The 26,535-nt window shown below is 39.4% G+C and carries 21 protein-coding genes; 14 read left to right on the top strand and 7 right to left on the bottom strand.

What is annotated here, in order from left to right:
* Positions 1–123 precede the first annotated feature (123 nt).
* The gene (locus A2G56_RS09630) at positions 124–2,775 is read left to right on the top strand and encodes a valine--tRNA ligase (RefSeq protein ID WP_062712065.1); all 2,652 of its coding nucleotides are present in this window, start codon (positions 124–126) and stop codon (positions 2,773–2,775) included.
* A 226-nt stretch (positions 2,776–3,001) separates the two neighbouring features.
* Here the strand turns inward: A2G56_RS09630 and A2G56_RS09635 are convergent, their stop codons facing one another.
* Together A2G56_RS09635 and A2G56_RS09645 are read right to left on the bottom strand one after the other, a co-directional pair.
* Entirely contained in the window at positions 3,002–4,261 is a 1,260-nt protein-coding gene (locus A2G56_RS09635; protein WP_062712068.1) for an ISL3 family transposase, read from the bottom strand.
* A 227-nt stretch (positions 4,262–4,488) separates the two neighbouring features.
* Entirely contained in the window at positions 4,489–5,424 is a 936-nt protein-coding gene (locus A2G56_RS09645; RefSeq protein ID WP_062712073.1) for a dihydroorotate oxidase, read from the bottom strand.
* 684 nt (positions 5,425–6,108) lie between these two features.
* Here A2G56_RS09645 and A2G56_RS09650 point away from each other — a divergent pair.
* The 4 genes from A2G56_RS09650 to A2G56_RS09665 all read left to right on the top strand — a co-directional run bounded on the left by A2G56_RS09650 (position 6,109) and on the right by A2G56_RS09665 (position 10,959).
* Positions 6,109–6,804, top strand: a complete 696-nt coding sequence (locus tag A2G56_RS09650) for a phosphoglycerate mutase (protein WP_062712076.1) — start codon at positions 6,109–6,111, stop codon at positions 6,802–6,804.
* Between the two features lie 225 nt (positions 6,805–7,029).
* A complete protein-coding gene (gene pbp2b / locus A2G56_RS09655) occupies positions 7,030–9,096 on the top strand; it encodes a penicillin-binding protein PBP2B (RefSeq protein ID WP_237334412.1) in 2,067 nt (688 codons plus the stop codon).
* Between the two features lie 21 nt (positions 9,097–9,117).
* Complete coding sequence (gene recR, locus A2G56_RS09660; RefSeq protein WP_062712079.1) at positions 9,118–9,714, top strand: recombination mediator RecR; 597 nt, start codon at positions 9,118–9,120, stop codon at positions 9,712–9,714.
* A gap of 198 nt (positions 9,715–9,912) precedes the next feature.
* Positions 9,913–10,959: a D-alanine--D-alanine ligase gene (locus A2G56_RS09665; RefSeq protein WP_062712081.1), complete on the top strand. Its 1,047-nt coding sequence runs from the start codon at positions 9,913–9,915 to the stop codon at positions 10,957–10,959.
* Between the two features lie 227 nt (positions 10,960–11,186).
* On the opposite strand, the gene A2G56_RS09670 is transcribed toward A2G56_RS09665, so the two are convergent.
* The gene (locus A2G56_RS09670; protein WP_062712084.1) at positions 11,187–11,753 is read right to left on the bottom strand and encodes a folate family ECF transporter S component; all 567 of its coding nucleotides are present in this window, start codon (positions 11,751–11,753) and stop codon (positions 11,187–11,189) included.
* A gap of 333 nt (positions 11,754–12,086) precedes the next feature.
* Between A2G56_RS09670 and A2G56_RS09675 the strand changes: the two genes are divergently transcribed.
* The 4 genes from A2G56_RS09675 to A2G56_RS09690 all read left to right on the top strand — a co-directional run bounded on the left by A2G56_RS09675 (position 12,087) and on the right by A2G56_RS09690 (position 16,536).
* Positions 12,087–13,457 (top strand): UDP-N-acetylmuramoyl-tripeptide--D-alanyl-D-alanine ligase, encoded by a 1,371-nt coding sequence (locus A2G56_RS09675; RefSeq protein ID WP_062712087.1) that lies wholly within the window; start codon positions 12,087–12,089, stop codon positions 13,455–13,457.
* A gap of 6 nt (positions 13,458–13,463) precedes the next feature.
* Positions 13,464–14,150 (top strand): YwaF family protein, encoded by a 687-nt coding sequence (locus A2G56_RS09680; RefSeq protein ID WP_062712090.1) that lies wholly within the window; start codon positions 13,464–13,466, stop codon positions 14,148–14,150.
* A 138-nt stretch (positions 14,151–14,288) separates the two neighbouring features.
* The gene (locus tag A2G56_RS09685; RefSeq protein ID WP_062712093.1) at positions 14,289–15,833 is read left to right on the top strand and encodes a peptide chain release factor 3; all 1,545 of its coding nucleotides are present in this window, start codon (positions 14,289–14,291) and stop codon (positions 15,831–15,833) included.
* Positions 15,834–16,155: 322 nt separating this feature from the next.
* Positions 16,156–16,536 (top strand): PH domain-containing protein, encoded by a 381-nt coding sequence (locus A2G56_RS09690; protein WP_062712096.1) that lies wholly within the window; start codon positions 16,156–16,158, stop codon positions 16,534–16,536.
* Between the two features lie 108 nt (positions 16,537–16,644).
* On the opposite strand, the gene A2G56_RS09695 is transcribed toward A2G56_RS09690, so the two are convergent.
* Positions 16,645–17,904 carry an ISL3 family transposase gene (locus tag A2G56_RS09695; protein ID WP_062707495.1) on the bottom strand — a complete coding sequence of 420 codons (1,260 nt, stop codon included), beginning with the start codon at positions 17,902–17,904 and terminating at the stop codon, positions 16,645–16,647.
* 963 nt (positions 17,905–18,867) lie between these two features.
* On the opposite strand from A2G56_RS09695, the gene cshA reads away from it, so the two are divergent.
* Positions 18,868–20,460, top strand: a complete 1,593-nt coding sequence (cshA, locus tag A2G56_RS09705) for a degradosome RNA helicase CshA (RefSeq protein ID WP_062712102.1) — start codon at positions 18,868–18,870, stop codon at positions 20,458–20,460.
* A gap of 122 nt (positions 20,461–20,582) precedes the next feature.
* Here the strand turns inward: cshA and A2G56_RS09710 are convergent, their stop codons facing one another.
* Entirely contained in the window at positions 20,583–20,843 is a 261-nt protein-coding gene (locus A2G56_RS09710) for a GIY-YIG nuclease family protein (protein ID WP_062712104.1), read from the bottom strand.
* Entirely contained in the window at positions 20,836–21,600 is a 765-nt protein-coding gene (locus tag A2G56_RS09715) for a tRNA1(Val) (adenine(37)-N6)-methyltransferase (protein WP_062712107.1), read from the bottom strand. Before A2G56_RS09715 ends, A2G56_RS09710 begins: the two co-directional genes overlap by 8 nt.
* Positions 21,601–21,857: 257 nt before the next feature.
* On the opposite strand from A2G56_RS09715, the gene A2G56_RS09720 reads away from it, so the two are divergent.
* Entirely contained in the window at positions 21,858–22,388 is a 531-nt protein-coding gene (locus A2G56_RS09720) for an isoprenylcysteine carboxyl methyltransferase family protein (protein ID WP_062712109.1), read from the top strand.
* A gap of 34 nt (positions 22,389–22,422) precedes the next feature.
* On the opposite strand, the gene A2G56_RS09725 is transcribed toward A2G56_RS09720, so the two are convergent.
* On the bottom strand, positions 22,423–22,611 hold the full coding sequence (locus A2G56_RS09725; RefSeq protein WP_062712112.1) for a hypothetical protein: 189 nt from the start codon (positions 22,609–22,611) through the stop codon (positions 22,423–22,425).
* Between the two features lie 159 nt (positions 22,612–22,770).
* Between A2G56_RS09725 and A2G56_RS09730 the strand changes: the two genes are divergently transcribed.
* The 3 genes from A2G56_RS09730 to A2G56_RS09740 all read left to right on the top strand — a co-directional run bounded on the left by A2G56_RS09730 (position 22,771) and on the right by A2G56_RS09740 (position 26,485).
* On the top strand, positions 22,771–23,520 hold the full coding sequence (locus A2G56_RS09730) for a lysophospholipid acyltransferase family protein (protein ID WP_062712115.1): 750 nt from the start codon (positions 22,771–22,773) through the stop codon (positions 23,518–23,520).
* 69 nt (positions 23,521–23,589) lie between these two features.
* A complete protein-coding gene (locus A2G56_RS09735; RefSeq protein ID WP_062712117.1) occupies positions 23,590–24,261 on the top strand; it encodes a helix-hairpin-helix domain-containing protein in 672 nt (223 codons plus the stop codon).
* A complete protein-coding gene (locus A2G56_RS09740) occupies positions 24,254–26,485 on the top strand; it encodes a DNA internalization-related competence protein ComEC/Rec2 (RefSeq protein WP_062712120.1) in 2,232 nt (743 codons plus the stop codon). The genes A2G56_RS09735 and A2G56_RS09740 overlap by 8 nt, the downstream gene beginning before the upstream one ends.
* Positions 26,486–26,535: the final 50 nt, after the last annotated feature.

A 26,535-nucleotide genomic window follows, 5' to 3' on the forward strand; every position in this document is an offset into this window, starting at 1 on the left:
GTAGGCTCAGAGAATGGATATTTACTATATTATAGAGAAACATAAAGACAAGTTAGTATCATACGCCATGAGTTACACCAATTCATTTTTACAGAACATAATATAAGATACAAGGAGTATTAAATGTCAAAAGAACTATCACCAAAATACAATCCAGCCGAAGTTGAGGCTGGGCGTTATCAGAAATGGCTTGACGAGGATGTTTTCATGCCGTCAGGAGACAAGAAGGCCAAGCCTTATTCTATCGTTATTCCGCCACCCAATGTTACTGGTAAGTTGCACTTAGGGCACGCATGGGATACGACATTGCAGGATATTATTATCCGTCAAAAACGTATGCAAGGTTTTGATACACTATGGCTGCCTGGTATGGACCATGCAGGGATTGCAACCCAAGCCAAGGTTGAAGAACGATTGCGTGAACAAGGTATTACGCGTTACGACCTCGGCCGTGAAAAATTCCTAGACAAAGTTTGGGAATGGAAAGACGAGTACGCTGCGACCATTAAAGATCAATGGGGCAAGATGGGGATCTCCGTGGACTACTCACGTGAGCGTTTTACCCTTGATGAAGGCTTGTCAAAAGCTGTTCGTAAAGTCTTTGTAGACCTTTATAAAAAAGGATGGATTTACCGTGGTGAATTCATCATTAACTGGGATCCAGCAGCACGCACAGCCCTTTCAGATATTGAAGTTATTCACAAGGATGTTGAGGGTGCCTTCTATCACATGAATTACATGCTGGAAGATGGCTCACGTGCTCTTCAAGTAGCAACAACGCGTCCTGAAACCATGTTTGGGGACGTTGCCGTTGCGGTTAATCCAGAAGATGACCGTTACAAAGACTTGATTGGTCAAAATGTTATCTTGCCAATTGTGAATAAGCCAATTCCAATCGTTGCTGACGAACATGCAGATCCAGCATTTGGAACAGGTGTCGTTAAAATCACACCGGCTCATGACCCTAATGACTTCCTTGTCGGTCAACGCCATAATCTTCCACAAGTTAACGTTATGAACGATGACGGTACTATGAACGAATTGGCGGGTGAATTTGTAGGTATGGACCGCTTTGAAGCTCGTAAAGCAACCGTTGCTAAGCTAGAAGAGATTGGTGCTCTTGTTAAGGTTGAAAAACGAGTGCATTCTGTGGGGCACTCTGAACGTTCAGGGGCTATGGTTGAGCCACGATTATCAACACAATGGTTTGTTAAAATGGATCAATTGGCTAAGAATGCTATTGCTAATCAAGATACTGACGATAAAGTAGCCTTCTACCCTCCGCGCTTCAATGATACCTTCTTGAGCTGGATGGAAAATGTCCATGACTGGGTTATCTCTCGTCAGCTATGGTGGGGACATCAAATTCCAGCCTGGTATAATGAAAACGGCGATATGTACGTTGGTGAAGAAGCACCAGAAGGTGAGGGTTGGGTACAAGATGAAGATGTCCTTGACACCTGGTTCTCATCTGCACTTTGGCCATTTTCAACCATGGGCTGGCCTGATACGGACTCTGCCGACTTCCAGCGTTATTTCCCAACATCAACCTTGGTAACGGGCTATGATATTATCTTCTTCTGGGTATCACGGATGATTTTCCAATCCCTTGAGTTCACAGGTCGTCAGCCTTTTGCAAATGTTTTGATCCATGGCCTTATCCGTGATGAAGAAGGCCGCAAGATGTCTAAATCGCTTGGTAATGGTATTGACCCAATGGATGTCATCGAAAAATACGGCGCTGATGCCCTACGTTGGTTCCTGTCGAATGGTTCTGCCCCTGGTCAAGACGTTCGTTTCTCTTACGAGAAAATGGACGCTTCTTGGAACTTCATTAATAAGATTTGGAACATCTCTCGATACATCCTCATGAACAATGAAGGACTTGACCTGGATACTGCTGCGGACAAGGTCGCGCAGGTAGCTAATGGTCAGGCTGGTAACGTCACGGATCGTTGGATTCTCCATAATCTCAATGAAACCATTGTTAAGGTCACGGAAAACTTTGACAAGTTCGAGTTTGGTGTGGCGGGACACATCCTTTATAACTTTATTTGGGAAGAATTTGCCAACTGGTATGTTGAGCTGACTAAGGAAGTGCTTTACAGTGACAATGAAGAAGAAAAGGTTATGACGCGTGCGGTTCTGCTCTACACACTTGATAAAATCCTCCGCTTGCTTCATCCAATCATGCCATTTGTGACCGAAGAGATCTTTGCTCAGTATGCTGAAGGCTCTATCGTAACGGCTGACTACCCTGTGGTTAATGAAGCCTTTGAAAATGCTGAGGCGCATAAGGGCGTTGAGAGCCTGAAAGATCTGATTCGCTCCGTTCGTAATGCGCGTGCGGAAGTAAACGTTGCACCATCAAAACCAATCACCATCTTGGTCAAAACAAGTGACGCTGAACTGGAGACCTTCTTCAAGTCAAATGTCAACTATATCAAGCGCTTCACTAATCCAGAAACATTGGAAATCTCAGCTGACTTAGCAGCGCCAGAATTAGCCATGTCAGCCGTTATTACAGGTGCAGAAATCTTCTTGCCACTGGCTGACTTGCTTAATGTCGAAGAAGAATTAGCTCGTTTAGATAAAGAACTGGCTAAATGGCAAAAAGAACTCGATATGGTCGGTAAAAAACTTGGTAACGAGCGCTTTGTTGCCAACGCCAAACCAGAAGTCGTTCAAAAAGAACGCGATAAACAAGCTGATTACCAAGCTAAGTATGATGCCACACAAGAGCGGATTACGGAAATGAAAGCGCTAGTGAAGTAGTTTGTCAACATCGTCTTATGGGCAACTTATACTCTTTGGAAAGCAAAAGCAGCCATTCTTGCCTGATTTGATGAACTTGAATGCTATCAGCAATGGCGTTGTCTAGTCTCTTTTTGATTTTCATTTAGTATAACTATGACAAAACGCCTGGCTGGAAACTTCTCAATCAAGCAAGTTATAGCTTTATTATTGGGCTCTTTGTCAACTGTAGTGGGTTGACTTATAGTTAACACCGAGAGAGGACCAGTTTGGTCTTCTCTTTTGTTGTATTCAAAGCAAGATAAATCCGTTTTTTGAAGTTTTCGAAGTTCCTAAAGCCAAAAGCATTTCGCTTAATGACTTTAATAAGGTTGTTGGTCGCCTCTAGTTTGGCATTGGAATAAGGTAGTTTCAGGGCGTTGATAATCTTTTCCTTGTCTTTTAGAAAGGTTGATAAGACGGTCTTGAAGATGGGATGGACTTGTTTGATGGTATCAGAAATGAGTTCAAAGAAGTGTTTCTCCTGCTTTTCTTGGAAATGAAAGAGAAGGCATTGGAAGAGTTCATAGTGGTGACGTAGCTCATCAGAGTAGCTCAAAAGACGTTGCACAATCTCTTGATTGGTCAAGTGCATGCGAAAAGTTGGACGATAAAACCGTTTATCGTTTAGGTTACGACTATCTTGTTGGATGAGTTTCCAGTAACGTTTCAAGGCCTTATATTCGTGAGATTGACGCTCAAATTGGTTCATGATTTGGATACGGAGACGGTTCATAGCGCGAGATAAATGTTGAATAATGTGGAACCTATCGAGAACAATCTTCGCCTTAGGAAACAGTGTCTTAGCGATGTCATAGTAGGGACTAAACATATCCATGGTGATGACTTTAACACGACTGCGCACCTTGTGAGAATACCGCAAAAAATGATTTCTGATGACAGCTTGCGTCCGACCATCAAGGATAGCGATAATCTTGTTAGCATCGAAATCTTGGGCAATAAAGCTCATCTTTCCCTTCTTAAAAGCATACTCATCCCAGGACATGTTCTCGGGTAACCAGGTTAAATCGGTCTTGCACTCAAAGCGGTTGAGCTGCCGATAGACGGTTGACACAGAGACAGACAGGTCTTCAGAGATTTTTGTCATTGCCTCACGACTCATGAGTTTGTCGGTGATTTTGTGGTTAATGACGTTGGGAATCTGGTGATTTTCTCTGACCAGAGAGGTCTTAGCAACAGCCATTTTCCCACACGCTTGACATTTGAAGCGACGCTTTTTGAGACGAATCAGTACTTTACAACCCGCCATTTCCAGATAGGGAATTTTGCAAGGCTTTTGGAAATCGTACTTTGTCATTTTTCCTTGACAAACAGAGCATTGAGGGGGATCATAATCTAACTTGGCATGATACTCTCTGTGAGTGAAGAACTTGTCAAATGTCTTTTCAAAAGTGATGTTAGGGTCTTTAATGTCGAGCGAATCTTTGATATAATCTAGTTGTTCCATATGAGTCTTTCTAATGAGTGGTTTAGTCGCTTTTCATTATAAGTCATATGGGACTTTTTTGCTATATTCAAAAAGACTCCATAATCTCCGAGAAGAATTTACCCACTACAGAAATTATAGAGCCTATTATTGAAGACCAGTATGGTACGCTTGCACTTGGTCAGTTAAAAGTGATGAATAAAAAACGAAGAAGAGTTGACTTGTTCAAAAAGTCAACTCTTCTTTGTTTAGTCGATATAGTGTAATTTGCCTCGGAAATCCTCGATAGTTTGATAACCTTTTTCTGTCATAATGTCTTGTAACTCTTTTTGAACTCGCTCGAAAATAGGAACGTCTTCATAACCAAAAGCAGAGCCAATTTGGACCATGCTAGCACCACAAAGGATATGTTCAAAGGCATCTCGTCCGGACTTAACCCCTCCGGTTCCGATAATTTGAATAGATGGCTTTAGGCGTTGGTAAAAAGCATGGACATTGGCCAAGGCAGTTGGTTTAATGTAGTCACCGCCGATTCCACCGAAGCCATTTTTAGGTTTAATGACAACAGTCTCATCATCGATAACTAAGCCATTTCCGATAGAATTCACGCTGTTGATGAAGGTAAGTGGGAATTGGTTTAAAATATCAGCCATTTGGTCAAAATGGACAATATCAAAATAAGGGGGAAGTTTGACACCAAGCGGTTTTTTGTAATAGGTAAAAATGTCCTTCAAAAGTTTTTCAGTTGTTTCAAAATCATAGGCTATTTGAGGTTTGCCTGGGACATTTGGGCAAGAGAGATTAAGTTCAACAAGTCCTTGATAGTCGCTATTTTGAATGGTTTGTAGGATAACATGCGTTTCCAGTTGAGACATACCAACAACAGACAAAATGTTAGATTGATCAGCATTTTCTTTTTGAAGCGACAAAAGGTAGTCTAGGTAATAAGGAAATCCTTTATTGGGTAGTCCCATTGAATTGATGGTTCCTAGAGGTGTACTTGCCATACGTGGATGAGGGTTGCCAGCACGTTCTTCTAAGGTAGCAGTCTTGGTGACGAAGGCGCCAGCTTTAGAATGACGAATGGCCTCTAACTCTTTGATAGACATGCAGCGGACACCAGCTGCGTTCATAAGACAGTTATCAAACTGAAAATTCCCAATGTGTGTTGCTGTTGAAGTCATCATTTCCTCCTGATTTGAAAAAGGGCGAAGTGCCGTGTTTTGGACAAATTTTTTCTATTCTATCACCGAGAAATGAGATGATCAAGCCTTTTTTGAAGAAAATCATAAAAAGTTCGTGTTTTTCAAAAAGAGGGCAAATTTCAAGTCCAAGTTAGTCAGTAAGTAAAACATTTCTAGGAGATATGTAATCTAATATGTTTTTGGGATAATTATTAAGCTCATTTTCAACAATACGCTCTGCTGCTGGGACTATTTTTGGTAGCCGCTTATCGATGGTTTGAATCCTGAACAGATTTATTTGGCACCCCCTTATACTTCTTGGGAACCTGACACTGATAAAAATCATAACTACCTGATTAGATAGTGGTTAGCTTGAGGGACTAGGAAAACGATCTAAAGACAAGTCGTTTTTATCGAAAATGGGAAACAGTTCTCTTAAAAATGCTTGAACGACTGATTTCCTAGACAATTTTTAACAAGTGGCTAACCTAGTGTTGCCATTTAGTGTTTTTCAAAAATAGTAACAACGAAGCAACAAAATCAAGGAAACGCTATCATGGAGAAAGTTGTGATTTTGCTAGCTTTTTGACGCTTTTTTGGGTAAAATATAGGAGTAATTGGCATTAGCCAAGAATATGCGGATAAGGCTGACCTTAGTCCGTAAAATCTAAAGGAGTTACTCTAATGGTAAAATTAGTTTTCGCTCGCCACGGTGAGTCAGAATGGAACAAAGCTAACCTTTTCACTGGTTGGGCTGACGTAGACCTTTCAGAAAAAGGAACACAACAAGCGATTGATGCTGGTAAATTGATCAAAGAAGCTGGTATCGAATTTGATCTTGCTTTCACATCAGTGTTGAAACGTGCTATCAAAACAACTAACTTAGCTCTTGAAGCAGCTGATCAACTTTGGGTACCAACTGAAAAATCATGGCGCTTGAACGAACGTCATTACGGTGGATTGACTGGTAAAAATAAAGCAGAAGCAGCAGAACAATTTGGTGATGAACAAGTTCACATCTGGCGCCGTTCATACGACGTATTGCCTCCAGAAATGGCAAAAGATGACGAACATTCAGCTCATACTGACCGTCGTTACGCTTTGCTTGATGATTCAGTTATTCCAGATGCTGAAAACTTGAAAGTAACTCTTGAGCGTGCTCTTCCATATTGGGAAGACAGCATTGCTCCTGCTCTTAAAGAAGGTAAAAACGTCTTTGTTGGTGCACATGGTAACTCAATCCGTGCGCTTGTAAAACACATCAAACAATTGAACGATGATGAAATCATGGATGTTGAAATTCCTAACTTCCCACCACTTGTCTTTGAATTTGATGAAAAATTAAACGTTACGGCAGAATACTACCTTGGTGGCGAATAAGTAATATTCTTAGAACAATCATAAGCCCTTAATGTAGCTCAATGGTCTATCGAACATGAGGTACTGGGGTTTATCTCTAGTGATGTTCTGTGAAGATAAGGAAAAGAACTAGCTTTGGCTGGTTCTTTTTTTAGAAAAAATCTTTTGATTTATCACACCTACATTGTCGTTATCAGAACATTTTGTGATAGAATAAGAGGTAACTGTCAGCTATGGAGAAGAATATTGAAGCAATTATTAAACAGTCTCTGGTCTAGTTATCGAACACTTCCTTTGATTGCAAGGAGGCTTTATTTGATTTTCTTGACCGTTGTCATGCTCTTTACCATTTTAATTATTCGGTTAGCAAATATGCAGCTGATTAACGGTGATTTTTACCTTCAAAAATTAAAAGCGACGACAACCTATACTGTTTCAACATCAACGGAACGTGGTCAAATATACGATGCTAAGGGTAAACTACTAGTTAAAAATACAGCCAAAAAAGTGTTAACCTTTACACGCAGTAACACCATGACTGCTGAAGGGTTAAAAGATATTACTGAGAAACTTGCTCAATTAGTAACCTTTACTGAGACAAGGGTTTCTGAGCGCGATAAGATTGATTATTATTTGGCAAGCAGTGCTCATTTTGACGAAGTGGTCGATAAACTTCCTCATGAGCAGAAGTATGATAAATTTAATAATAGCTTGTCATCGACAGAAATATATGCCAATGCAGTAGCAGCAGTTCCGAAGAAAGCTGTTGATTTTGATGAAGAAACCTTGAAAAAAGTAGCTATCTTTAGTCAAATGAATGGAACTGCTACTTTTGATACCAGTCGCTTGGTTGTTGAGGATTTAACAGATGAACAAATCAAACAAGTTAATGACCATGCGTCTGAATTGTTGGGGGTGACAGTGTCAGATGGTTGGGATCGTGAAGACAGCACCAGTTCTTTAGCACCACTCTTGGGCCGCATTTCCAGTGAGAAGACAGGCCTTCCACAAGAAGAAGCTGAAGAATACTTAAAAAAAGGTTATTCGATGAATGATCGTGTCGGAACATCTTACCTTGAAAAACAATACGAATCGGTACTTCAAGGTAAGCATCAATCTAAGACTATTACTGTGAATAAGAATGGTAAGATTATTGATGAACAGACAACATCTGAGGGTAGTAAGGGTAAGAATCTGAAATTAACAATCGACTCGGACTTTCAAGCTGGTGTTCAAGACATCCTTCGACGTTATTACCAAGCAGAAATTGCCTCGGGTAATGCAGCTTATTCAGATGGTATTTATGCAGTCGCTATTAACCCCAAAACAGGAGCCATTTTATCGATGGCAGGATTATCCCATGAAAAAGGTAGTGGAAAAATGGAAGACGATGTCTTGGGGACAATCAGTGAAGTCTTCACACCTGGATCGGTGGTTAAAGGAGCCACTTTAACCTCTGGCTGGCAAAATGGTGTTTTAACTGGCAATGAAACCCTGATGGATATGCCAATTGTTTTTGCAGGTGATAGCACCAGCATCCAATCTTGGTTTACAAATGGGTCTATGCCAATATCTGCAACGCAGGCTCTGGAATATTCATCCAATACTTATATGGTTCAACTAGCTCTTCGAATGATGGGGCAAAATTACAGCTACAACATGCCTTTGACGAAGGCAGGCTATCAAGAAGCCATGGAAAAATTGCGTAAAACCTTTGCAGAATATGGTATGGGGACATCAACTGGCATCGACCTTCCAAATGTATCAGAAGGATTTGTGCCAAAAAAATTCACGGTATCAAATACCTTAACAGAATCATTTGGTCAGTTTGATAACTACAATACCCTGCAACTAGCCCAGTATGCCGCAACCGTTTCTAACAATGGAGATCGTATGTCTGCGCATTTAGTGGAAGGTATTTATGACGATAAGGCCGATGGTAGTTTAGGGGATTTGGTCAAGTCAACAGATATCAAATCTTTAAACAAGGTCAATATCACGCCGGATCAGATGGGGATCATTCGCCAAGGGTTCTATGATGTTGTTAATAGTAACAGCAGACTTGCGACTGGATCTTACATGAGAGGTAGAAGTACGGTTATCAGTGGTAAGACAGGGACAGCTGAGACCTTTACCAAAAATACAAGGGGTCAAACGGTTAGTACGGTAAACCTTAACGTCGTGGCTTATGATCAAAACAATCAAATTGCTGTTGGCGTCATGTACCCTAACGCTTCTGATTACCTTGCAAGGGCCCATCAATACATTGCGCGTGACATCATTGATCTTTATGTCTCAAGCTTTGCTCAATAATTTTGATAAAAGGAGAACAACGTGTTATACCCAACACCAATAGCTAAATTGATCGATAGCTTTTCAAAATTACCAGGTATTGGTATCAAGACAGCGACTCGTTTAGCCTTTTATACGATTGGAATGTCGGACGAAGATGTTAATGAATTCGCTAAAAATTTATTCGCGGCAAAACGTGAACTAACCTACTGTTCGATTTGTGGCAATTTAACAGATGACGATCCTTGTAATATTTGTACAGATGACAGTCGCGATCGTTCCGTTCTTCTCGTTGTCGAAGAATCTAAAGATGTTTCAGCCATGGAGAAAATCCAAGAATACCATGGTCTTTATCATGTTTTACATGGTTTGATTTCTCCGATGAATGGTGTCTCTCCTGATGATATCAATCTAAAAACACTTATTACTCGACTGATGGATGGTGACGTCAATGAAGTGATTATTGCTACAAATGCTACAGCAGATGGGGAAGCGACCTCTATGTATATTTCTCGTGTGCTGAAACCAGCCGGCATTAAAGTCACTCGATTGGCGCGTGGTCTAGCCGTTGGTTCAGATATTGAATACGCTGATGAAGTAACCTTGCTGCGGGCCATCGAAAATCGAACAGAGCTCTAAAATCATTAGATTCCAAAGATTATTTGGAATCTTTTTTTATAAAGAAGTCAAAAATACTTAGGCTTAACTTTGTCTTTTATTGGAATTATGATATGATAAAAAGGATTGAGACGTTACTGTAATCAGGAGCGTCAGTTCAATAACGTATCAGCTTTTTGAACTAAATACGAGTTGAAATAATGATAGAAAAGAGTTCTTATGGTAAAACAAACATTAGTATTGCTTTATGGTGGTCGTTCGGCTGAGCGTGACGTTTCGGTACTGTCTGCTCAGAGTGTGATGAGAGCTGTCAATTATGATAAATTCCAAGTCAAGACATACTTTATTTCTCACAAGGGTGAATTTATAAAAACGCAAGAGTTTATTAACCAGCCTGACGAGAATGAGCGCTTGATGACTAATCAAACGATCAAATTGGAACAACAAGTAAAGCCTTCAGACATCTATGAGGACAATGCCGTTGTTTTCCCAGTACTTCATGGTCCAATGGGCGAAGACGGCTCTATACAAGGTTTTCTAGAAATTTTGGGAATGCCTTATGTTGGAACTAATGTTCATGCTTCCAGTGTTGCTATGGATAAAATCACAACAAAACAAGTACTCGAATCGGCAGGAGTTCCACAAGTCGCCTACACGGTTTATATTGAAGGAGATGACCTAGAAAAAGCTGTTGCTGAAAGCATGGCTACCTTGACATTCCCAATCTTTGTTAAACCAGCTAATATGGGTTCCTCTGTTGGGATTTCCAAGGCTGAAAATGAAGGTGAACTTCGTGAGGCAATTGCCCAAGCTCTAAAGTTTGACAGTCGTATCTTGATTGAACAAGGCCTTACTGCACGCGAGATTGAAGTTGGGATCTTAGGTAATACAGATGTCAAAACGACTGAGCCTGGTGAAGTTGTTAAAGATGTTGCCTTCTATGATTACAAGGCGAAATACATCGATAATAAAATTACCATGGCTATCCCAGCCTCTATTCCTATTGAAGTGATGGATCAAATGCGTGCTTATGCGGAAATAGCCTTTAAAACTCTTGGTGGTAGTGGTTTATCACGCTGTGATTTTTTCTATACAGAATCTGGCGATATTTTCCTAAATGAACTCAACACTATGCCTGGCTTCACCCAATGGTCAATGTACCCATTGTTATGGGAAAATATGGGCCTAGCTTACTCTGATTTGATTGAAGAATTGGTAAGTCTGGCTCAAGACATGTATCATAAACGCGAAAGTCATTTACAATAAAAATAGTTTCCAAGGTGAAACTTTAGGTTTGAGAAACAGTTCCTTTTGGACTACTTTCTTGAACCTTTTTATTTGCCAAAAACGACTAGCCGTATTAGTGATTCAAAAGAGCTTCCAGCATAGCATCAAAAAAAACTTAGAAAATGAATTCTAAGGTTTTTGATGTTTTTAACCTGAACAGTTTTCAAGGTCATTTTTTGTTTGGTAGCATTAGCGTTAATGGATTGCTAATTTTGGGGATTTAAGAGTTTGCGATATTCTGGTATACGGTTCAACTGAGGGAAGACTGTCATGGCTACCAAGATACGAATGGGTATTTCAACTATTTTGATCCAACGACCTGCGATGAATTGTGCCATAATAGGAACATGGTAATAGTGTTGAATTAACCAAGGAGTCATGATGAAACTCCCTAAGATGGTGATAACAGTCATAGCCAAAGAAACATAAAACCAATCTTTCTTAGATGACCAACTGAATGACCTGCCGTAAAAGAAGGCGCCGTAGATAAATCCCATAATAGCTTCCATAACGGTCCAACCGATGAGGAACATCCCAGCTTTCTCAGAAAAGAGCGTGTCGATAAGATCAAAAATACCCAAAGTTAGAAATCCTAGCAGAGGACCAGTAATACTACCGATAATGCTTTCGAGAATAAAGGTGAAACTAAACACCAGTTGTTTTGGGATGATAGTAATGGAAAGTCGCCCGAGCAAGTAACTAAGAGCTAGCAAGATCCCGATGGTTGCTAGGCGACGAACACTTAATTTTGGAAAAGTTAATAATGTTTTCATGATCAAAAAACCTCGAAGAGATAGTAGGTCTGCTAGTAGCGATTTAGGTCTCTTGTATGAGACGATTGAGGCTAACTACCGGTGGATATAGTGAATGACTGAGCGTTTTGATTCCTTAGATTACGGATAAGCCAGTCACAAACAGTTGAGGCCAATCCCTGACCTTGTCAGTTGTAAGAACAGCCTCATTTATCATAACACAAGTTTTCAAAATAACAAGGTTCAGTAGAGTTTATGAAAAAAGTTGGACAAGTAATGCTTTTCCTCATTAAAAACTCTTTGAAAAATTATGATATAATGGAAACATTATTGAACAACAAGAAGGATTGTAAGATGAAATTGCGATTACATGAAGTCGCCAAAGTTGTCGGCGCAAAAAATGATATTACAGAATTTGAAGATGTAGACCTGAGTCAGATTGAATTTGATTCTCGCAATATTAGCGAGGGAGATCTTTTTCTTCCCTTGAAAGGTCAGCGTGATGGTCATGACTTTATCGAGACAGCCTTTAAAAATGGTGCCTTAGCTACTTTTTCTGAAAAAGTGATTGAAGATCATCCTTTTATATTGGTTGATAATTGTTTAACTGCTTTTCAAACGCTAGCCAGTTATTATATTGAACGTAGTCGTGTCGACGTTATTGCAGTGACAGGTTCAAATGGCAAAACAACGACTAAGGATATGATTGCTCAGCTTCTGTCAACGACTTATCATACATATAAAACACAAGGTAATTACAATAACGAGATTGGGTTACCTTATACTGTTCTCCACATGCCAGATAATACGGAAAAACTTGTTTTGGAAATGGGACAGGATCGTTTAGGTGATATTAAGTTGTTATCAGAAATAGCTAAGCCACGTATTGGAGTTGTCACTCTGGTAGCAGAAGCTCATCTGGAATTTTTTGGTAACAGAGACAAGATTGCAGAAGGTAAGATGCAAATCACGGATGGGATGGACAGCGATGGCATTTTAATTGCTCCAGCGGATACTGTCATCAATTCTTATTTACCTGAAAATCAACCAACCATTCGTTTTGGCATAGACGAAGATATCTTTATCACAGAGCTTCAAGAATCAAAAGACTCTTTGACGTTTAAAACCAATTTCTTAGAAGACTCTGTTTTCTTACCAGTAACTGGAAAATACAATGCCACAAATGCTATGGTAGCAGCTTATGTAGCTAAATTGTTGATGGTTGCAGATCAAGACATCTATCAAGCTTTCCGAGACTTAGAACTCACTAAAAATCGTACGGAATGGAAAAAAGCTGCTAATGGTGCTGATATCTTATCAGATGTCTATAATGCCAATCCAACAGCAATGAAATTGATTCTAGAAACTTTCTCAAGTATCCCTAAAAACGAAGGAGGCAGAAAACTTGCTGTTCTTGCGGATATGAAAGAACTTGGCAAGGCTTCAAGGGCTCTTCATGAGAGTGTTCTTGATAGCTTATCTTCTGAAAGTCTCGATCTACTCTTCTTTTATGGAGAAGATATTAAATCGTTATCAAACTTAGCTAGAGAAAAATTTTCTGAGAATCAGGTGTTCTTCTTCGAAAAATCAGACGATAAGGATGACTTTGAAAGCCTATCTGAAGCCATTCTTAATAACTTAGAGAAAAATGATCAAATCTTACTCAAAGGAAGTCATTCGATGAACTTAGCTGATATTGTGGCAATTCTAGAAAAAACGAAGTAGGTCAATATGTTTACAATCCCATCAATGATAACTGGTACGGCGAGTCACGCGCCTAGAGTTACACCTGTTGTTTGTAGCTTTCTTGTGTCGCTAGTGATCCTTTCCTTTGGCATGACTCGGCTTTGCTATACCATGCCTGGTTATAGAACTTTTTGGAAGAATGTCCAATATCTTCAAATCGTTTCGTTGTATGCTTGGTACCTTTTAGCACACTTCGATATTACAGAATGTCTTCCTCTTTACCACTGTCGCATAGCCACGTTGGCCATCCTATTTTTACCCAAGGGGAGGCTTAAAACCTATTTTGCCTATCTCGGGACAGCAGGAGCTATCTGTGCCCTTTGTTATCCTATTTTTGATCCCTATCCATTTCCTCACCTGACCATCTTGTCTTATGTTGTTGGACATATGGCTTTGCTGATTAACTGTCTAACTTATCTGTATCAAAATGAAGTTAGTGGTCATCTTTCTTTTAAAAACATTCTTCAAATGACATTTTGGGTAAATATGATTATTGGTGTGGTAGATTTAGTCTTTCATGCTAATTATGGTTTTTTACGTGAAACTCCGATTTTAGCTAGCCAGAATGGTATGTTGAATCTTTTGGTTGTTAGTTTGGTCATTTCAATCTTAATGACACTAGTTCAAAAGCTGATGTCAAAAGAAATTGACCGTTTGACCGTGAGAGCCTGACTTGCTAGACCATCCTTATTTAGCTATAATAAAAGAGTTGCTAATAGTGTAGCTCTTTTTATACTGCACCTGAAGCAAGATAATCAATGAAAAACAGTCATCTAATCTTACTAATTAACCGACTAGAAAAGGATAATCATGTCAATTCAAGACGAAATCAAACGCCGTCGTACCTTCGCTATCATCTCTCACCCGGATGCTGGTAAAACGACCATTACAGAACAATTACTCTATTTCGGAGGAGAGCTCCGTGAAGCTGGTACCGTTAAAGGGAAAAAAACAGGTAACTTTGCTAAATCTGACTGGATGGATATCGAGAAACAACGTGGAATCTCGGTAACATCATCTGTCATGCAGTTTGACTACGCTGGCAAACGAGTCAATATCTTGGACACTCCTGGTCACGAGGATTTTTCAGAGGATACCTATCGTACCCTTATGGCTGTGGATGCTGCTGTCATGGTTGTGGACTCTGCCAAAGGTATCGAGGCTCAAACCAAAAAACTTTTTGAGGTTGTTAAGCATCGTAACATTCCAGTTTTTACCTTTATCAATAAATTAGACCGTGATGGCCGTGAACCACTGGATCTCTTAGAAGAGTTAGAAGAAGTCTTGGGAATCGCGTCTTATCCGATGAACTGGCCAATCGGTATGGGACGGGCTTTTGAAGGACTTTACGATATTCATCATCAACGTTTAGAACTTTATAAAGGTGATGAGCGTTTTGCAGATATTGCTGATGGGGATAAACTTTTTGACAATAATCCTTTTTATGAGCAAGCAAAAGAAGACATTGAACTGTTAAGTGAAGCTGGTAATGACTTTTCTCAAGAAGCTATTCTTGAAGGTGATTTAACGCCAGTATTCTTCGGTTCAGCCCTTACCAATTTTGGGGTGCAGACTTTCCTTGATACTTTCTTGGAATTTGCACCAGAGCCACATGGACACAAGACAACTGAAGATAAGCTGATTGATCCTCTGGATAAGAATTTCTCTGGATTTGTTTTTAAAATCCAAGCCAATATGGATCCTCGTCACCGTGACCGTATCGCCTTTGTGCGTATCGTTTCAGGCGAATTTGAACGCGGGATGAGTGTTAATCTTCCACGTACAGGCAAAGGGGCTAAGCTTTCTAATGTGACTCAATTTATGGCAGAATCACGCGAAAATGTTGAAAATGCTGTCGCTGGTGATATTATCGGTGTTTATGATACAGGGACTTATCAGGTTGGGGATACCCTAACAGTTGGTAAACATAAATTTGAATTCGAACCATTACCAACCTTCACACCAGAGATTTTCATGAAAGTGGCTGCTAAAAATGTCATGAAGCAAAAATCCTTCCACAAAGGCATTGAGCAACTAGTACAAGAAGGCGCCATCCAACTTTACAAAAATTACCAAACAGGCGAATACATGCTTGGTGCCGTTGGACAACTTCAATTTGAAGTCTTCAAGCATCGCATGGAAGGAGAATATAACTCAGAAGTTGTCATGACCCCAATGGGTAAAAAGACTGTTCGTTGGATTAAACCAGAAGACCTAGATGAACGTATGAGTTCGAGTCGCAACATCCTAGCTAAAGATCGTTATGATCAGCCAGTCTTCTTGTTTGAAAATGATTTCGCCCTTCGTTGGTTTGCCGACAAATACCCAGAAGTGACACTAGAAGAGAAAATGTAGCACAATACAGCGATCACAAACCAGGTTGATTTTGTTATCTTTTCTCGGAAGAGAGAAAAGTGATTGAGACCTATTACGAGTTGCGTTATCCGTTGTTTTCATCAATGGAAAATATAGCGTGACATTGTCCATGAGAGTATTTTTACTGGCTTTTATAAGTGTGCTTTAAACCTCATAACTATCTAGAAGCATCTCAAACAAGGGCTCATTTTTATTACTATCAAATACCTGGCTTAGTCAGGTATTTTTGAACAGTAAAAGTCAGAATCCTATTTTTATTTTTGGTACAATGAGGAAAACAAAGATAAAGCGAGGAAAGAAAATGGGTATATTTTCAGGTCTTTTAGGAAATGCATCGCAAAAAGATAATGATCAAGTTGAAGAGCAATTGAGAGACGTACTTGTTCCAGGAGAACAAGTATCACTAGCTTTTGCCCTGATTCGTGATTTAATTGTATTTACGGAACAACGTCTTATTTTAGTGGATAAACAAGGAATGACTGGAAAGAAAACTTCCTATAAATCAATTCCTTACCGTTCCATTTCGCGATTTACTGTTGAAACATCTGGGCATTTTGATTTAGATGCGGAGTTGAAGATTTGGATTTCGTCTGCGGTTGAACCAGCCGAAATATTACAGTTTAAGAGTGATAAAAATATTGTTCAGATTCAACAAGCCTTGGCAGCAGCAGTTTTAAACTAAAACATAAAAACAAGTCGATTCCTCTTGGTATCGACTTATATTGAAGATAGAGAGTCCTTAGAGTTCCTTTTCTAGGCTCTTTGTCAACTGTAGTGGGTTGACTTATAGTTAACACCGAGAGAGGACCAGTTTGGTCTTCTCTTTTGTTGTATTCAAAGCAAGATAAATCCGTTTTTTGAAGTTTTCGAAGTTCCTAAAGCCAAAAGCATTTCGCTTAATGACTTTAATAAGGTTGTTGGTCGCCTCTAGTTTGGCATTGGAATAAGGTAGTTTCAGGGCGTTGATAATCTTTTCCTTGTCTTTTAGAAAGGTTGATAAGACGGTCTTGAAGATGGGATGGACTTGTTTGATGGTATCAGAAATGAGTTCAAAGAAGTGTTTCTCCTGCTTTTCTTGGAAATGAAAGAGAAGGCATTGGAAGAGTTCATAGTGGTGACGTAGCTCATCAGAGTAGCTCAAAAGACGTTGCACAATCTCTTGATTGGTCAAGTGCATGCGAAAAGTTGGACGATAAAACCGTTTATCGTTTAGGTTACGACTATCTTGTTGGATGAGTTTCCAGTAACGTTTCAAGGCCTTATATTCGTGAGATTGACGCTCAAATTGGTTCATGATTTGGATACGGAGACGGTTCATAGCGCGAGATAAATGTTGAATAATGTGGAACCTATCGAGAACAATCTTCGCCTTAGGAAACAGTGTCTTAGCGATGTCATAGTAGGGACTAAACATATCCATGGTGATGACTTTAACACGACTGCGCACCTTGTGAGAATACCGCAAAAAATGATTTCTGATGACAGCTTGCGTCCGACCATCAAGGATAGCGATAATCTTGTTAGCATCGAAATCTTGGGCAATAAAGCTCATCTTTCCCTTCTTAAAAGCATACTCATCCCAGGACATGTTCTCGGGTAACCAGGTTAAATCGGTCTTGCACTCAAAGCGGTTGAGCTGCCGATAGACGGTTGACACAGAGACAGACAGGTCTTCAGAGATTTTTGTCATTGCCTCACGACTCATGAGTTTGTCGGTGATTTTGTGGTTAATGATGTTGGGAATCTGGTGATTTTCTCTGACCAGAGAGGTCTTAGCAACAGCCATTTTCCCACACGCTTGACATTTGAAGCGACGCTTTTTGAGACGAATCAGTACTTTACAACCCGCCATTTCCAGATAGGGAATTTTGCAAGGCTTTTGGAAATCGTACTTTGTCATTTTTCCTTGACAAACAGAGCATTGAGGGGGATCATAATCTAACTTGGCATGATACTCTCTGTGAGTGAAGAACTTGTCAAATGTCTTTTCAAAAGTGATGTTAGGGTCTTTAATGTCGAGCGAATCTTTGATATAATCTAGTTGTTCCATATGAGTCTTTCTAATGAGTGGTTTAGTCGCTTTTCATTATAAGTCATATGGGACTTTTTTGCTATATTCAAAAAGACTCCATAATCTCCGAGAAGAATTTACCCACTACAGAAATTATAGAGCCCTTTTCTAAGGGCTTTTTACTGTTTTTATGTTTGAAAATCAAAGAGTTTTCTAAACATTGTATTTCTTTTGTGTTACAAAGATTACAAAAATATGTTGAAAGAGTATCTTTTGTGTGTTATACTAAACAAAATTAGTTGAAATATTCATTAAAAGCATTGCCACCTCTGTTTAGAGATAAAACTGAACATGAGACTGTATGACAAATAAGGAGAGAAGGCACCATCAGAAATGATATTTTTACCAATCCTATATCTTCTCGCGGTCATTAGCTGTTTCACACTGATGCCGCATACGACCAAGGCTTATGGATCATTAAAGAAAATAAAATTATTATTTCTATGGTCCGTGATAGGCTTAGCCATTGCCAATAGTCTTACATTTACTTATATCTGTCAGTGGTTGGGGCTCTCAGCAGGTTTTACTGGTTTAGTCGTTGTGGCTAATGTCCCATTTAACGCCTTATCACGGTTAAAAAAGTGTTTGTTTATCTTAAATTATATGGTTCTAGTAATCCTTCTTTTTAGACTATTTGTCTATGTCTGGCAACATTTGGTTTCATAGTTCAATAGTTGAAAAAAGGAATCATTAAGAGATCAAGGATTCTATGAAAACGTGTTTATAATCTTTCTAAACAGAATACCTACCAATTTATCGCTGATTGTGTTACACTAGATAAGTTGTCATAATTACTAGCAGATGTGTTGGCTAGAAAAGTTACAAAACTTTGATCAGCCAAATTTTTATCATTAATAAGGATTTGAACTGGCTTTTAGTGAGCCAATTATCTGCACCAGCTTAATAGAGTGGCTTCGCACCACTTTTAGAAAAGAGAAACATTTGAAATTTACAGAATTAAACCTTAGTCAAGATATCCAAGCAGCTGTAGTAACCGCTGGTTTTGAAGAAGCATCACCTATCCAAGAGTTGACGATTCCACTCGCACTGGAAGGTAAAGATGTGATTGGTCAAGCACAAACCGGTACAGGAAAAACTGCTGCATTTGGCCTGCCGACACTTAATAAAATTTCGACTGATCGTAATGTCATTCAAGCTTTGGTCATCGCGCCAACGCGTGAGTTAGCGGTTCAATCACAAGAAGAACTATTCCGTTTCGGACGTGATAAAGGTGTTAAAGTACGTTCCGTTTTTGGCGGTTCATCAATTGACAAACAAATCAAAGCCCTAAAATCAGGAGCACACGTTGTTGTTGGTACTCCGGGGCGTTTGCTTGATTTGATTAAACGTAAAGCTTTGAAATTGGATAATGTTGAAACATTGATCCTTGATGAAGCTGATGAAATGCTTAACATGGGCTTTTTGGAAGATATCGAAGCTATTATCAGTCGTGTTCCAGAAAATCGCCAAACTTTGCTTTTCTCAGCGACAATGCCTGATGCTATCAAGCGAATCGGTGTGAAGTTCATGAAAGAACCTAAGCATGTTAAGATTGAAGCAAAAGAATTAACTAATGTAAACGTTGATCAATACTATGTTCGTGTTAAAGAGCAAGAGAAATTTGATACCATGACCCGTCTTATGGACGTTGATCAACCAGAATTATCCATTGTCTTTGGCCGCACAAAGCGTCGTGTTGATGAATTGACACGTGGATTGAAACTTCGTGGTTTCCGTGCGGAAGGGATTCATGGTGATTTAGATCAAAATAAACGCCTTCGTGTAATCCGTGATTTCAAAAATGATCAAATTGATATTCTTGTTGCAACAGATGTAGCAGCCCGTGGTTTGGATATTTCTGGTGTCACACACGTTTACAACTATGATATTCCACAAGACCCTGAAAGCTACGTTCACCGTATCGGTCGTACAGGTCGTGCTGGGAAATCAGGTGAGTCAATCACATTTGTTTCGCCAAATGAGATGGGTTACCTGTCAATGATTGAAAAATTAACTAAAAAAGCTATGAAAGGTCTAAAACCTGCAACAGCAGAAGAGGCTTTCCAAGCTAAGAAAAAGGTAGCTCTTAAGAAAATCGAACGTGATTTTGCGGATGAGTCTATCCGTGCCAACTTCGAAAAATTTAAAGGTGACGCGATCCAATTAGCACAGGAATTCACTCCTGAGGAATTGGCACTTTATGTTTTGAGTTTAACGGTTCAAGATCCAGATAGCATGCCAGATGTTGAAATTGCGCGTGAAAAACCATTACCATTCAAACCATCAGGTGGTGGTAAAGGTAAGGGAGGCCGTGGTAACCGTGATCGCAATCGCGGTGGGCGTGATAATGACCGCCGTCGTGGTGGACGAGGAGATCGCCGTCGTGATAATCGTGATGGTGGCCGCCGTGATTTCAAACGTCGTGACGATAAATTCAAAAAAGATAACCGTCGTCAAGATAACAAAAAATCACATAAAAATACCTCTAGCGAAAAGAAAACAGGTTTTGTTATTCGCAACAAAGGTGAGAGATAATTAGTAGAACAAACCAAAGTAATATCTAAAAATCGTATGAAACCAGCAATCAGGGAGAGGATTGCTGGTTTTTTGTTTTTTATGGAAGAAAAAATAAGGTAGGAACCCTATAAAACTTAGTTTCACACCTTATTGTTTTTTATATATTCTAATTTTTGTTGTCGTGTTTTCTGCTTGAAATAGGCTTCGGCACTTTGGGCTTCTTGCTTGCTGCTAAAGCCTTCTTGATAGAGGAGTTTTACGGGTAAACGAGCTCTTGTATATTTGGCGCCTTTACCAGCATTGTGGGTTTTTAGGCGTCGTTTCACATCTGTCGTGTAGCCAGTATAGAGAGTCTTATCAGCACATTCTAAGACATACATAAAGGCTTTCAATTTAGTCATGCTTTTGTCCTTTTTTACCGAAATAAATCTCAAAAATCTCGTCAGTATAATCCCCGTTGTCTTGGTGAACAAAGAGTGGTGGCAAAATTTTTAAACCATCCATAGAGCCATCTTTGATGGCTTCAATCAAGAGCATATTAGCTTCTTTCTCTTTTTTTGGATAGACAAACTGAACACGCTTAGGGGCTAAATTATACCGTCTCAGAGTGTCAAGGATGTCCAAAAAACGATCAGGTCGATGAACCATAGCCAAACGCCCGTTGGATTTAAGAGCATGTCTTGAGACTTGGCAGATTTCTTCCAAATTGGTCGTAATCTCATGTCGTGCTAACAGGTAGTGCTCAGAGATATTTTTCTTGGATGTTTTGGTTGATTTAAAGTAAGGTGGATTGCAGAGGATGAGATCAACTTGAGAACGAGGGACGTATTCCAAGAGGTTTTTAAGATCATCCTGAACAATTGTTACTTGTTCTTCTAGCTGATTGAGTTGGATAGAGCGGCGTGCCATGTCAGCCAGTCGTTCTTGGAGTTCAACCAGGGTAATTGGAGCCTTGGTTCGGGTGCTAGCGAAGAGGCCAACGGCACCATTTCCTGAACAGAGGTCTACAATGAGCCCTTTCGATGGTATTTTTGGAAAGCGAGATAATAGTACACTATCAATGGAATAGCTGAAAACAGCCTTATTTTGAATGATTTTAACATCCGTTGAGAAGAGCTGATCAATACGCTCTCCCTGTTTTAATGGAAATTGAGACATGATTCTATTATAGCAAAAATAAGACTGACTGTACCTTGTCGTTGCTTTTCTTAGTTTTGATTTTCTGATTAAAATGATTTAAAAATGATGTGGTAATCAGAAAAATCAAAGGAATACTTATCTTTGCACAATTGACTTTGAGGATACCTAAAAGATTCTAAATATAACATTATCAGATTTTTACGGCAAAATTTACCTTGACAGTTAAACTAATTTCCACTAAAATTTCCATATATTTTATCTTAAAAGGAATGTCTATGTCTCTAATTTATTTATTTCTATGCCTAATGTTTGTTATGCGATTGGTTTTTTTACGCTTATCTATTCGAAACGAAAAAGCGATTCTAGCCAATGGAGGTCGTGAATACGGCGCGACAGTTTCTAAGGTCATTACGATATTGCATATTAGTTTTTACCTAGCTGTCGCTATTGAAATTTATCTTCATCAGCCTGCTTTTGATGGGACATCTTTACTAGGGTTGTCATTGATGATTTTTTCACTAGCTATATTAAAAGTAGTCACAAGTTTGTTAGGAGATATTTGGACGATTAAATTGATGGTGGTTAATGACCATCAGTTTGTGGATCATTGGTTATTTAAGACGATCAAACATCCTAATTATTATTTAAACATTATGCCAGAGTTAATTGGGATCTGCCTTTTAGGCCACGCTTGGGTATCCGCAGTAATTATTATTCCCTTCTATGCTATTGCCTTGATGTTTCGTATTCGTGAGGAGAATCGTCTTTTGGCAGAAGTCATCATTCCTAATACACGCTTAAAGTAAGAGGAATAAAAAACTTAGATCGCTGGACCTAAGTTTAGGGATTGCTATTGAGCCAATCGTGGTATTTTTCAACAAGATTGATAGCCATTTGTGTTGCTAGAGCCGTTGAAAAGCTTTCTGTACCTTCTAAGTTATCACCAGCAACTTCCAGTTTTGTCTCATCGTAAATAGCTTTGAGACTCTCTTCTGAGAGGGTTGCTTTGAAAGCTTCGAATTGATTCATCAGATCTTCCTCCTTTATTAGATTCCTATGTTACTGTCATCATATAGAAAAGGGTTTCAATAGTCAAGCGAGAACAGTCTACTATTACCTTCCAACTCGGCTATTTTATAAATGTTCATAACATGATATAATAAAAAGACTTTGTATGGAGGAAATAACATGTTTTATGCTTATTTACGTGGTTTAGTGGTCTTTTTACTTTGGGTTTTTAATGGCAATGCTCACTACCACAATGAAGAGAAAATGTTACCCGCTAATGACAATTATATCCTAGTAGCACCTCACAGAACTTTCTGGGATCCTGTTTATATGGCTTTCGCAGCACGTCCCAAAGAGTTTATCTTTATGGCTAAGAAAGAATTGTTTACCAATCGTATCTTTGGTTGGTGGATTCGTATGTGCGGTGCTTTTCCAATTGACCGTGATAATCCTGGTCAAGAAGCAATCAAGTATCCTATTCAGATGCTCAGGAAATCTGATCGTTCGCTTGTCATGTTTCCAAGTGGAAGCCGCCATTCGCAAGATGTTAAGGGAGGTGTTGCCGTCATTGCTAAGATGGCAAAAGTTAAGATTATGCCCGCCGCCTATGCTGGTCCAATGACACTTGGAGGTCTTTTAAATGGTGAGCGAGTAGATATGAACTTCGGGAATCCTATTGACATTTCGGATATTCGCCGTATGAATGATGAAGGAATCACTGAAGTCGCTCGTCGCATTCAAGCAGAATTTGATCGACTTGATGCTGAAAATGACAGTTATCGTACGACAAAAATGAAGCGCAATCCCTTGACCTTGATCTATCGTATCCCACTGGGCTTTGTAGCTCTGTTTGCTGTCTTCATAACACTTGTTTTTAGTTTTATAGCTAGTTTTATTTGGAATCCTGAAAAGACCATCAAAAAACCATAGTACCCAAAAACTTCAGATTTTCTGGAGTTTTTTTGTTTTGATTTCGAATAAATAAATAGGAGGAACATCATGTTTGAGGATATGTTAGAAAAAATCCATACCAACAAAGTTGTCGTGGGACTGGGGGGGTTAGTTATTTTACTGCTGATGACATGTCTTTTTCTTTTGAGGAATCCTTCAAAGGAAACTCAGGAAGAGCTTTTACCATCATGGTCAGGACAGTCAGAAACCATCAGTAGCACAACGATGCCCTCGAAAGAAGGCTCTCAAGCGGAAAAATCACAATCATCGACGATGATCACGGTTGATGTTAAGGGAGCCGTCAAAAAGCCAGGCGTTTATGACTTACCGAGTGGTAGTCGTGTTAATGATGCTATTTTATTGGCAGGTGGATTAAGAGAAGACGCGGATCGAAAGTCTGTCAATTTTGCTCAAAAATTAAGTGATGAAGGCATTGTTTATGTGGCGAGTCAGGGTGAAAATATCTCAGTCATAAATTCAAGTGTTGCTCCTCAAAACTCAACGGATTCTTCAGAAGTCTCTACCGGCAAAGTCGACCTTAATAGGGCTACACTAGCTGATTTACAGACGATTTCTGGTATCGGTCAAAAACGGGCTCAGGACATCATAGATTATCGTGATAGCAATGGTGGTTTTAAATCGGTTGATGACCTGTCAAATGTTTCTGGTATTGGTGATAAGACTCTTGAAAAGCTGCGTGAGGAAGTGACGGTTGATTGAGACTAGATTGTTAAAGCCAATGTATTTGGCTTTTTTAGTAACGTTGACCTACTTTATTATTTTCACCAAATCTTGGGTTGCTATTTTTTTAGCAGTGGTTGCTTTCATATGCCTTATCAAGCAATACCAGAAAAAGACGATTTGGCAGATCATGCTTATAATCGCTATATTTTCGCTGTATTTTGTTTGGATTGATCATAGACAGCATACATTAGAGAAGAACCTTCCTAGCCAAGTTTCAGAACTACGTCTCATTCCTGATAGCCTTTCAGTAGATGGTGATTTACTTTCAGGACGTGCTGTTCAGGGACACCAAACGTATCAGTTTTATTATCAATTGCAGACGGTATCGGAGAAAAAGTATTTTCAAGAGCTCAACCAAGTGGTTCGTTTAAATGTAGTCGCAAAAGTTGAGAAACCTGTTGGTCAACGCAATTTCAAAGGATTTGACTATGCCGCTTACTTGAAGCGTGAGGGGATTTACGGCATTGCGCAAGTCACTGCTATTACGTCAATTAAAGTGGCACAGCCTAACAACCCCATCGAGTGGGTAAGATTGTGGCGACGCCAGCTTCTAGTTCACATCAATCAGAGCTTTCCTGCTCCCATGCAGCATTATATGACAGGGCTCTTATTGGGGTATTTGGACAAGGCTTTTGATGAGATGAGTGATATATACACAGATTTGGGGATTATTCATCTCTTTGCCCTTTCAGGTATGCAAGTAGGTTTTTTTATAGGTATTTTCCGAACAATACTTCTGAGATTAGGCATTTTAAGGGAGCATTTTAGTTATTTTCTCTTGCCTTTTTCTTTTCTGTATGCTGGTTTAACTGGTTTTACCGTTTCAGTCGTGCGTAGTTTACTACAAACTATCCTTGGTCAGTTTGGCTTTCGTAAGTGGGACAATTTAGGGCTAACGATGCTGATATTCTTTATCCTTTCACCTCATTTTTTAGAGACTGTGGGTGGTGTTTTATCCTTTGCTTATGCTTTTATCTTGTCAAGGCTTAACCTAGAATCACTATCCGGTCGTCGCAAAGTAGTAGCTGAGAGTTTGGTTTTATCATTTGGTATTTTGCCCTTACTGATTTTTTATTTTGGGAGTTTTCAACCCTTATCCATCCTCTTAACAGCCTGCTTTTCAGTGATTTTTGACGTGCTTTTGTTACCTCTGTTAAGTCTGGTATTATTAGCTAGTCCTTTGATGTCTTTGAGTTTCTGTAATCCTTTGTTTCTTGTTTTAGAGTCAGTCATCAAATGGACAGCTCAGCTATCGCCAAAGCCTCTGGTTTTTGGTAGTCCTAACGTAGTAGTTCTTATCCTAATCCTTGCTTTTTTGGCTGCTTTACATGACTTTTGGAAAGAAAAAAAGCTTAGATATGCCCTTTTATTAGCTAGCATCTGTTTGTTTGTTCTGACGAAACATCCTTTGGAAAATGAAGTCACAGTTATGGATGTTGGGCAAGGGGACTCGATTTTGATTAGGGATATGGGAGGGAAAACGCTCCTAATCGATACTGGTGGTCGAGTTGATTTTACACAGAAAGAAGCGTGGCGCAATCGACAGACAAGGGCTAATGCTGAAAAGACCTCGATTCCTTATTTGAAAAGTCGCGGTATTTCGACTATTGATCAACTGTTAATCACTCACACGGACACAGATCATATGGGAGATCTAAGTATTTTAGCCAAGCATTTCAAAATTAAAGAAATTTTGATTAGTCCTGGGGCTATGACCAAGTCATCTTTTGTGAAAGAGTTACAAGCATTAAACATAAAAGTGCGCTTGGTTCATGCAGGAGATCGGTTTCCTATTATGGGGACATCTCTTCATGTTCTTTACCCATGGTCTCAGGGAGATGGCGGCAATAATGATTCTCTTGTTTTGTACGGTAAGTTACTTGATAAAAGATTTCTTTTTACTGGTGATTTGGAAGTTGAAGGAGAAAAAGCCTTGCTTGCTAGATATCCAAACTTACCAGTGGATGTTTTAAAAGCAGGTCATCATGGGTCTAAAGGCTCTTCTGATCCGGAGTTTTTGAGGCATATCAATGCCACAGAGGCCTTAATATCAGCAGGTCTGAATAATCGTTATCATCATCCCAATGATGAAACTTTGGAGCGGTTTGATGTCGAAAAGATGACAGTCTATCGCACTGATCAAGAAGGCGCTATTCGTTATAGAGGTATGAAAAATTGGCGTGTTGAAACGGTACGATAAGGATGTAATAAAGTGATCTATCACAATTTTTCTGTTCCTTGAGTTATTTT

This window comes from Streptococcus halotolerans (genome assembly GCF_001598035.1).
Classification (GTDB): domain Bacteria; phylum Bacillota; class Bacilli; order Lactobacillales; family Streptococcaceae; genus Streptococcus; species Streptococcus halotolerans.

Excerpts from the sequence above, each read along its gene's own strand:
- A2G56_RS09725 (WP_062712112.1), bottom strand. The coding sequence starts at position 22,611 with ATGAATCAATTCGAAGCTTTCAAAGCAACCCTCTCAGAAGAGAGTCTC.
- A2G56_RS09720 (WP_062712109.1), top strand. The coding sequence starts at position 21,858 with ATGTCTCTAATTTATTTATTTCTATGCCTAATGTTTGTTATGCGATTG.
- A2G56_RS09665 (WP_062712081.1), top strand. The coding sequence starts at position 9,913 with ATGGTAAAACAAACATTAGTATTGCTTTATGGTGGTCGTTCGGCTGAG.
- A2G56_RS09710 (WP_062712104.1), bottom strand. The coding sequence starts at position 20,843 with ATGACTAAATTGAAAGCCTTTATGTATGTCTTAGAATGTGCTGATAAG.
- A2G56_RS09650 (WP_062712076.1), top strand. The coding sequence starts at position 6,109 with ATGGTAAAATTAGTTTTCGCTCGCCACGGTGAGTCAGAATGGAACAAA.
- A2G56_RS09695 (WP_062707495.1), bottom strand. The coding sequence starts at position 17,904 with ATGGAACAACTAGATTATATCAAAGATTCGCTCGACATTAAAGACCCT.
- A2G56_RS09630 (WP_062712065.1), top strand. The coding sequence starts at position 124 with ATGTCAAAAGAACTATCACCAAAATACAATCCAGCCGAAGTTGAGGCT.
- A2G56_RS09675 (WP_062712087.1), top strand. The coding sequence starts at position 12,087 with ATGAAATTGCGATTACATGAAGTCGCCAAAGTTGTCGGCGCAAAAAAT.
- A2G56_RS09685 (WP_062712093.1), top strand. The coding sequence starts at position 14,289 with ATGTCAATTCAAGACGAAATCAAACGCCGTCGTACCTTCGCTATCATC.
- A2G56_RS09635 (WP_062712068.1), bottom strand. The coding sequence starts at position 4,261 with ATGGAACAACTAGATTATATCAAAGATTCGCTCGACATTAAAGACCCT.
- A2G56_RS09645 (WP_062712073.1), bottom strand. The coding sequence starts at position 5,424 with ATGACTTCAACAGCAACACACATTGGGAATTTTCAGTTTGATAACTGT.
- A2G56_RS09680 (WP_062712090.1), top strand. The coding sequence starts at position 13,464 with ATGTTTACAATCCCATCAATGATAACTGGTACGGCGAGTCACGCGCCT.
- A2G56_RS09735 (WP_062712117.1), top strand. The coding sequence starts at position 23,590 with ATGTTTGAGGATATGTTAGAAAAAATCCATACCAACAAAGTTGTCGTG.
- A2G56_RS09730 (WP_062712115.1), top strand. The coding sequence starts at position 22,771 with ATGTTTTATGCTTATTTACGTGGTTTAGTGGTCTTTTTACTTTGGGTT.
- A2G56_RS09715 (WP_062712107.1), bottom strand. The coding sequence starts at position 21,600 with ATGTCTCAATTTCCATTAAAACAGGGAGAGCGTATTGATCAGCTCTTC.
- A2G56_RS09690 (WP_062712096.1), top strand. The coding sequence starts at position 16,156 with ATGGGTATATTTTCAGGTCTTTTAGGAAATGCATCGCAAAAAGATAAT.
- A2G56_RS09670 (WP_062712084.1), bottom strand. The coding sequence starts at position 11,753 with ATGAAAACATTATTAACTTTTCCAAAATTAAGTGTTCGTCGCCTAGCA.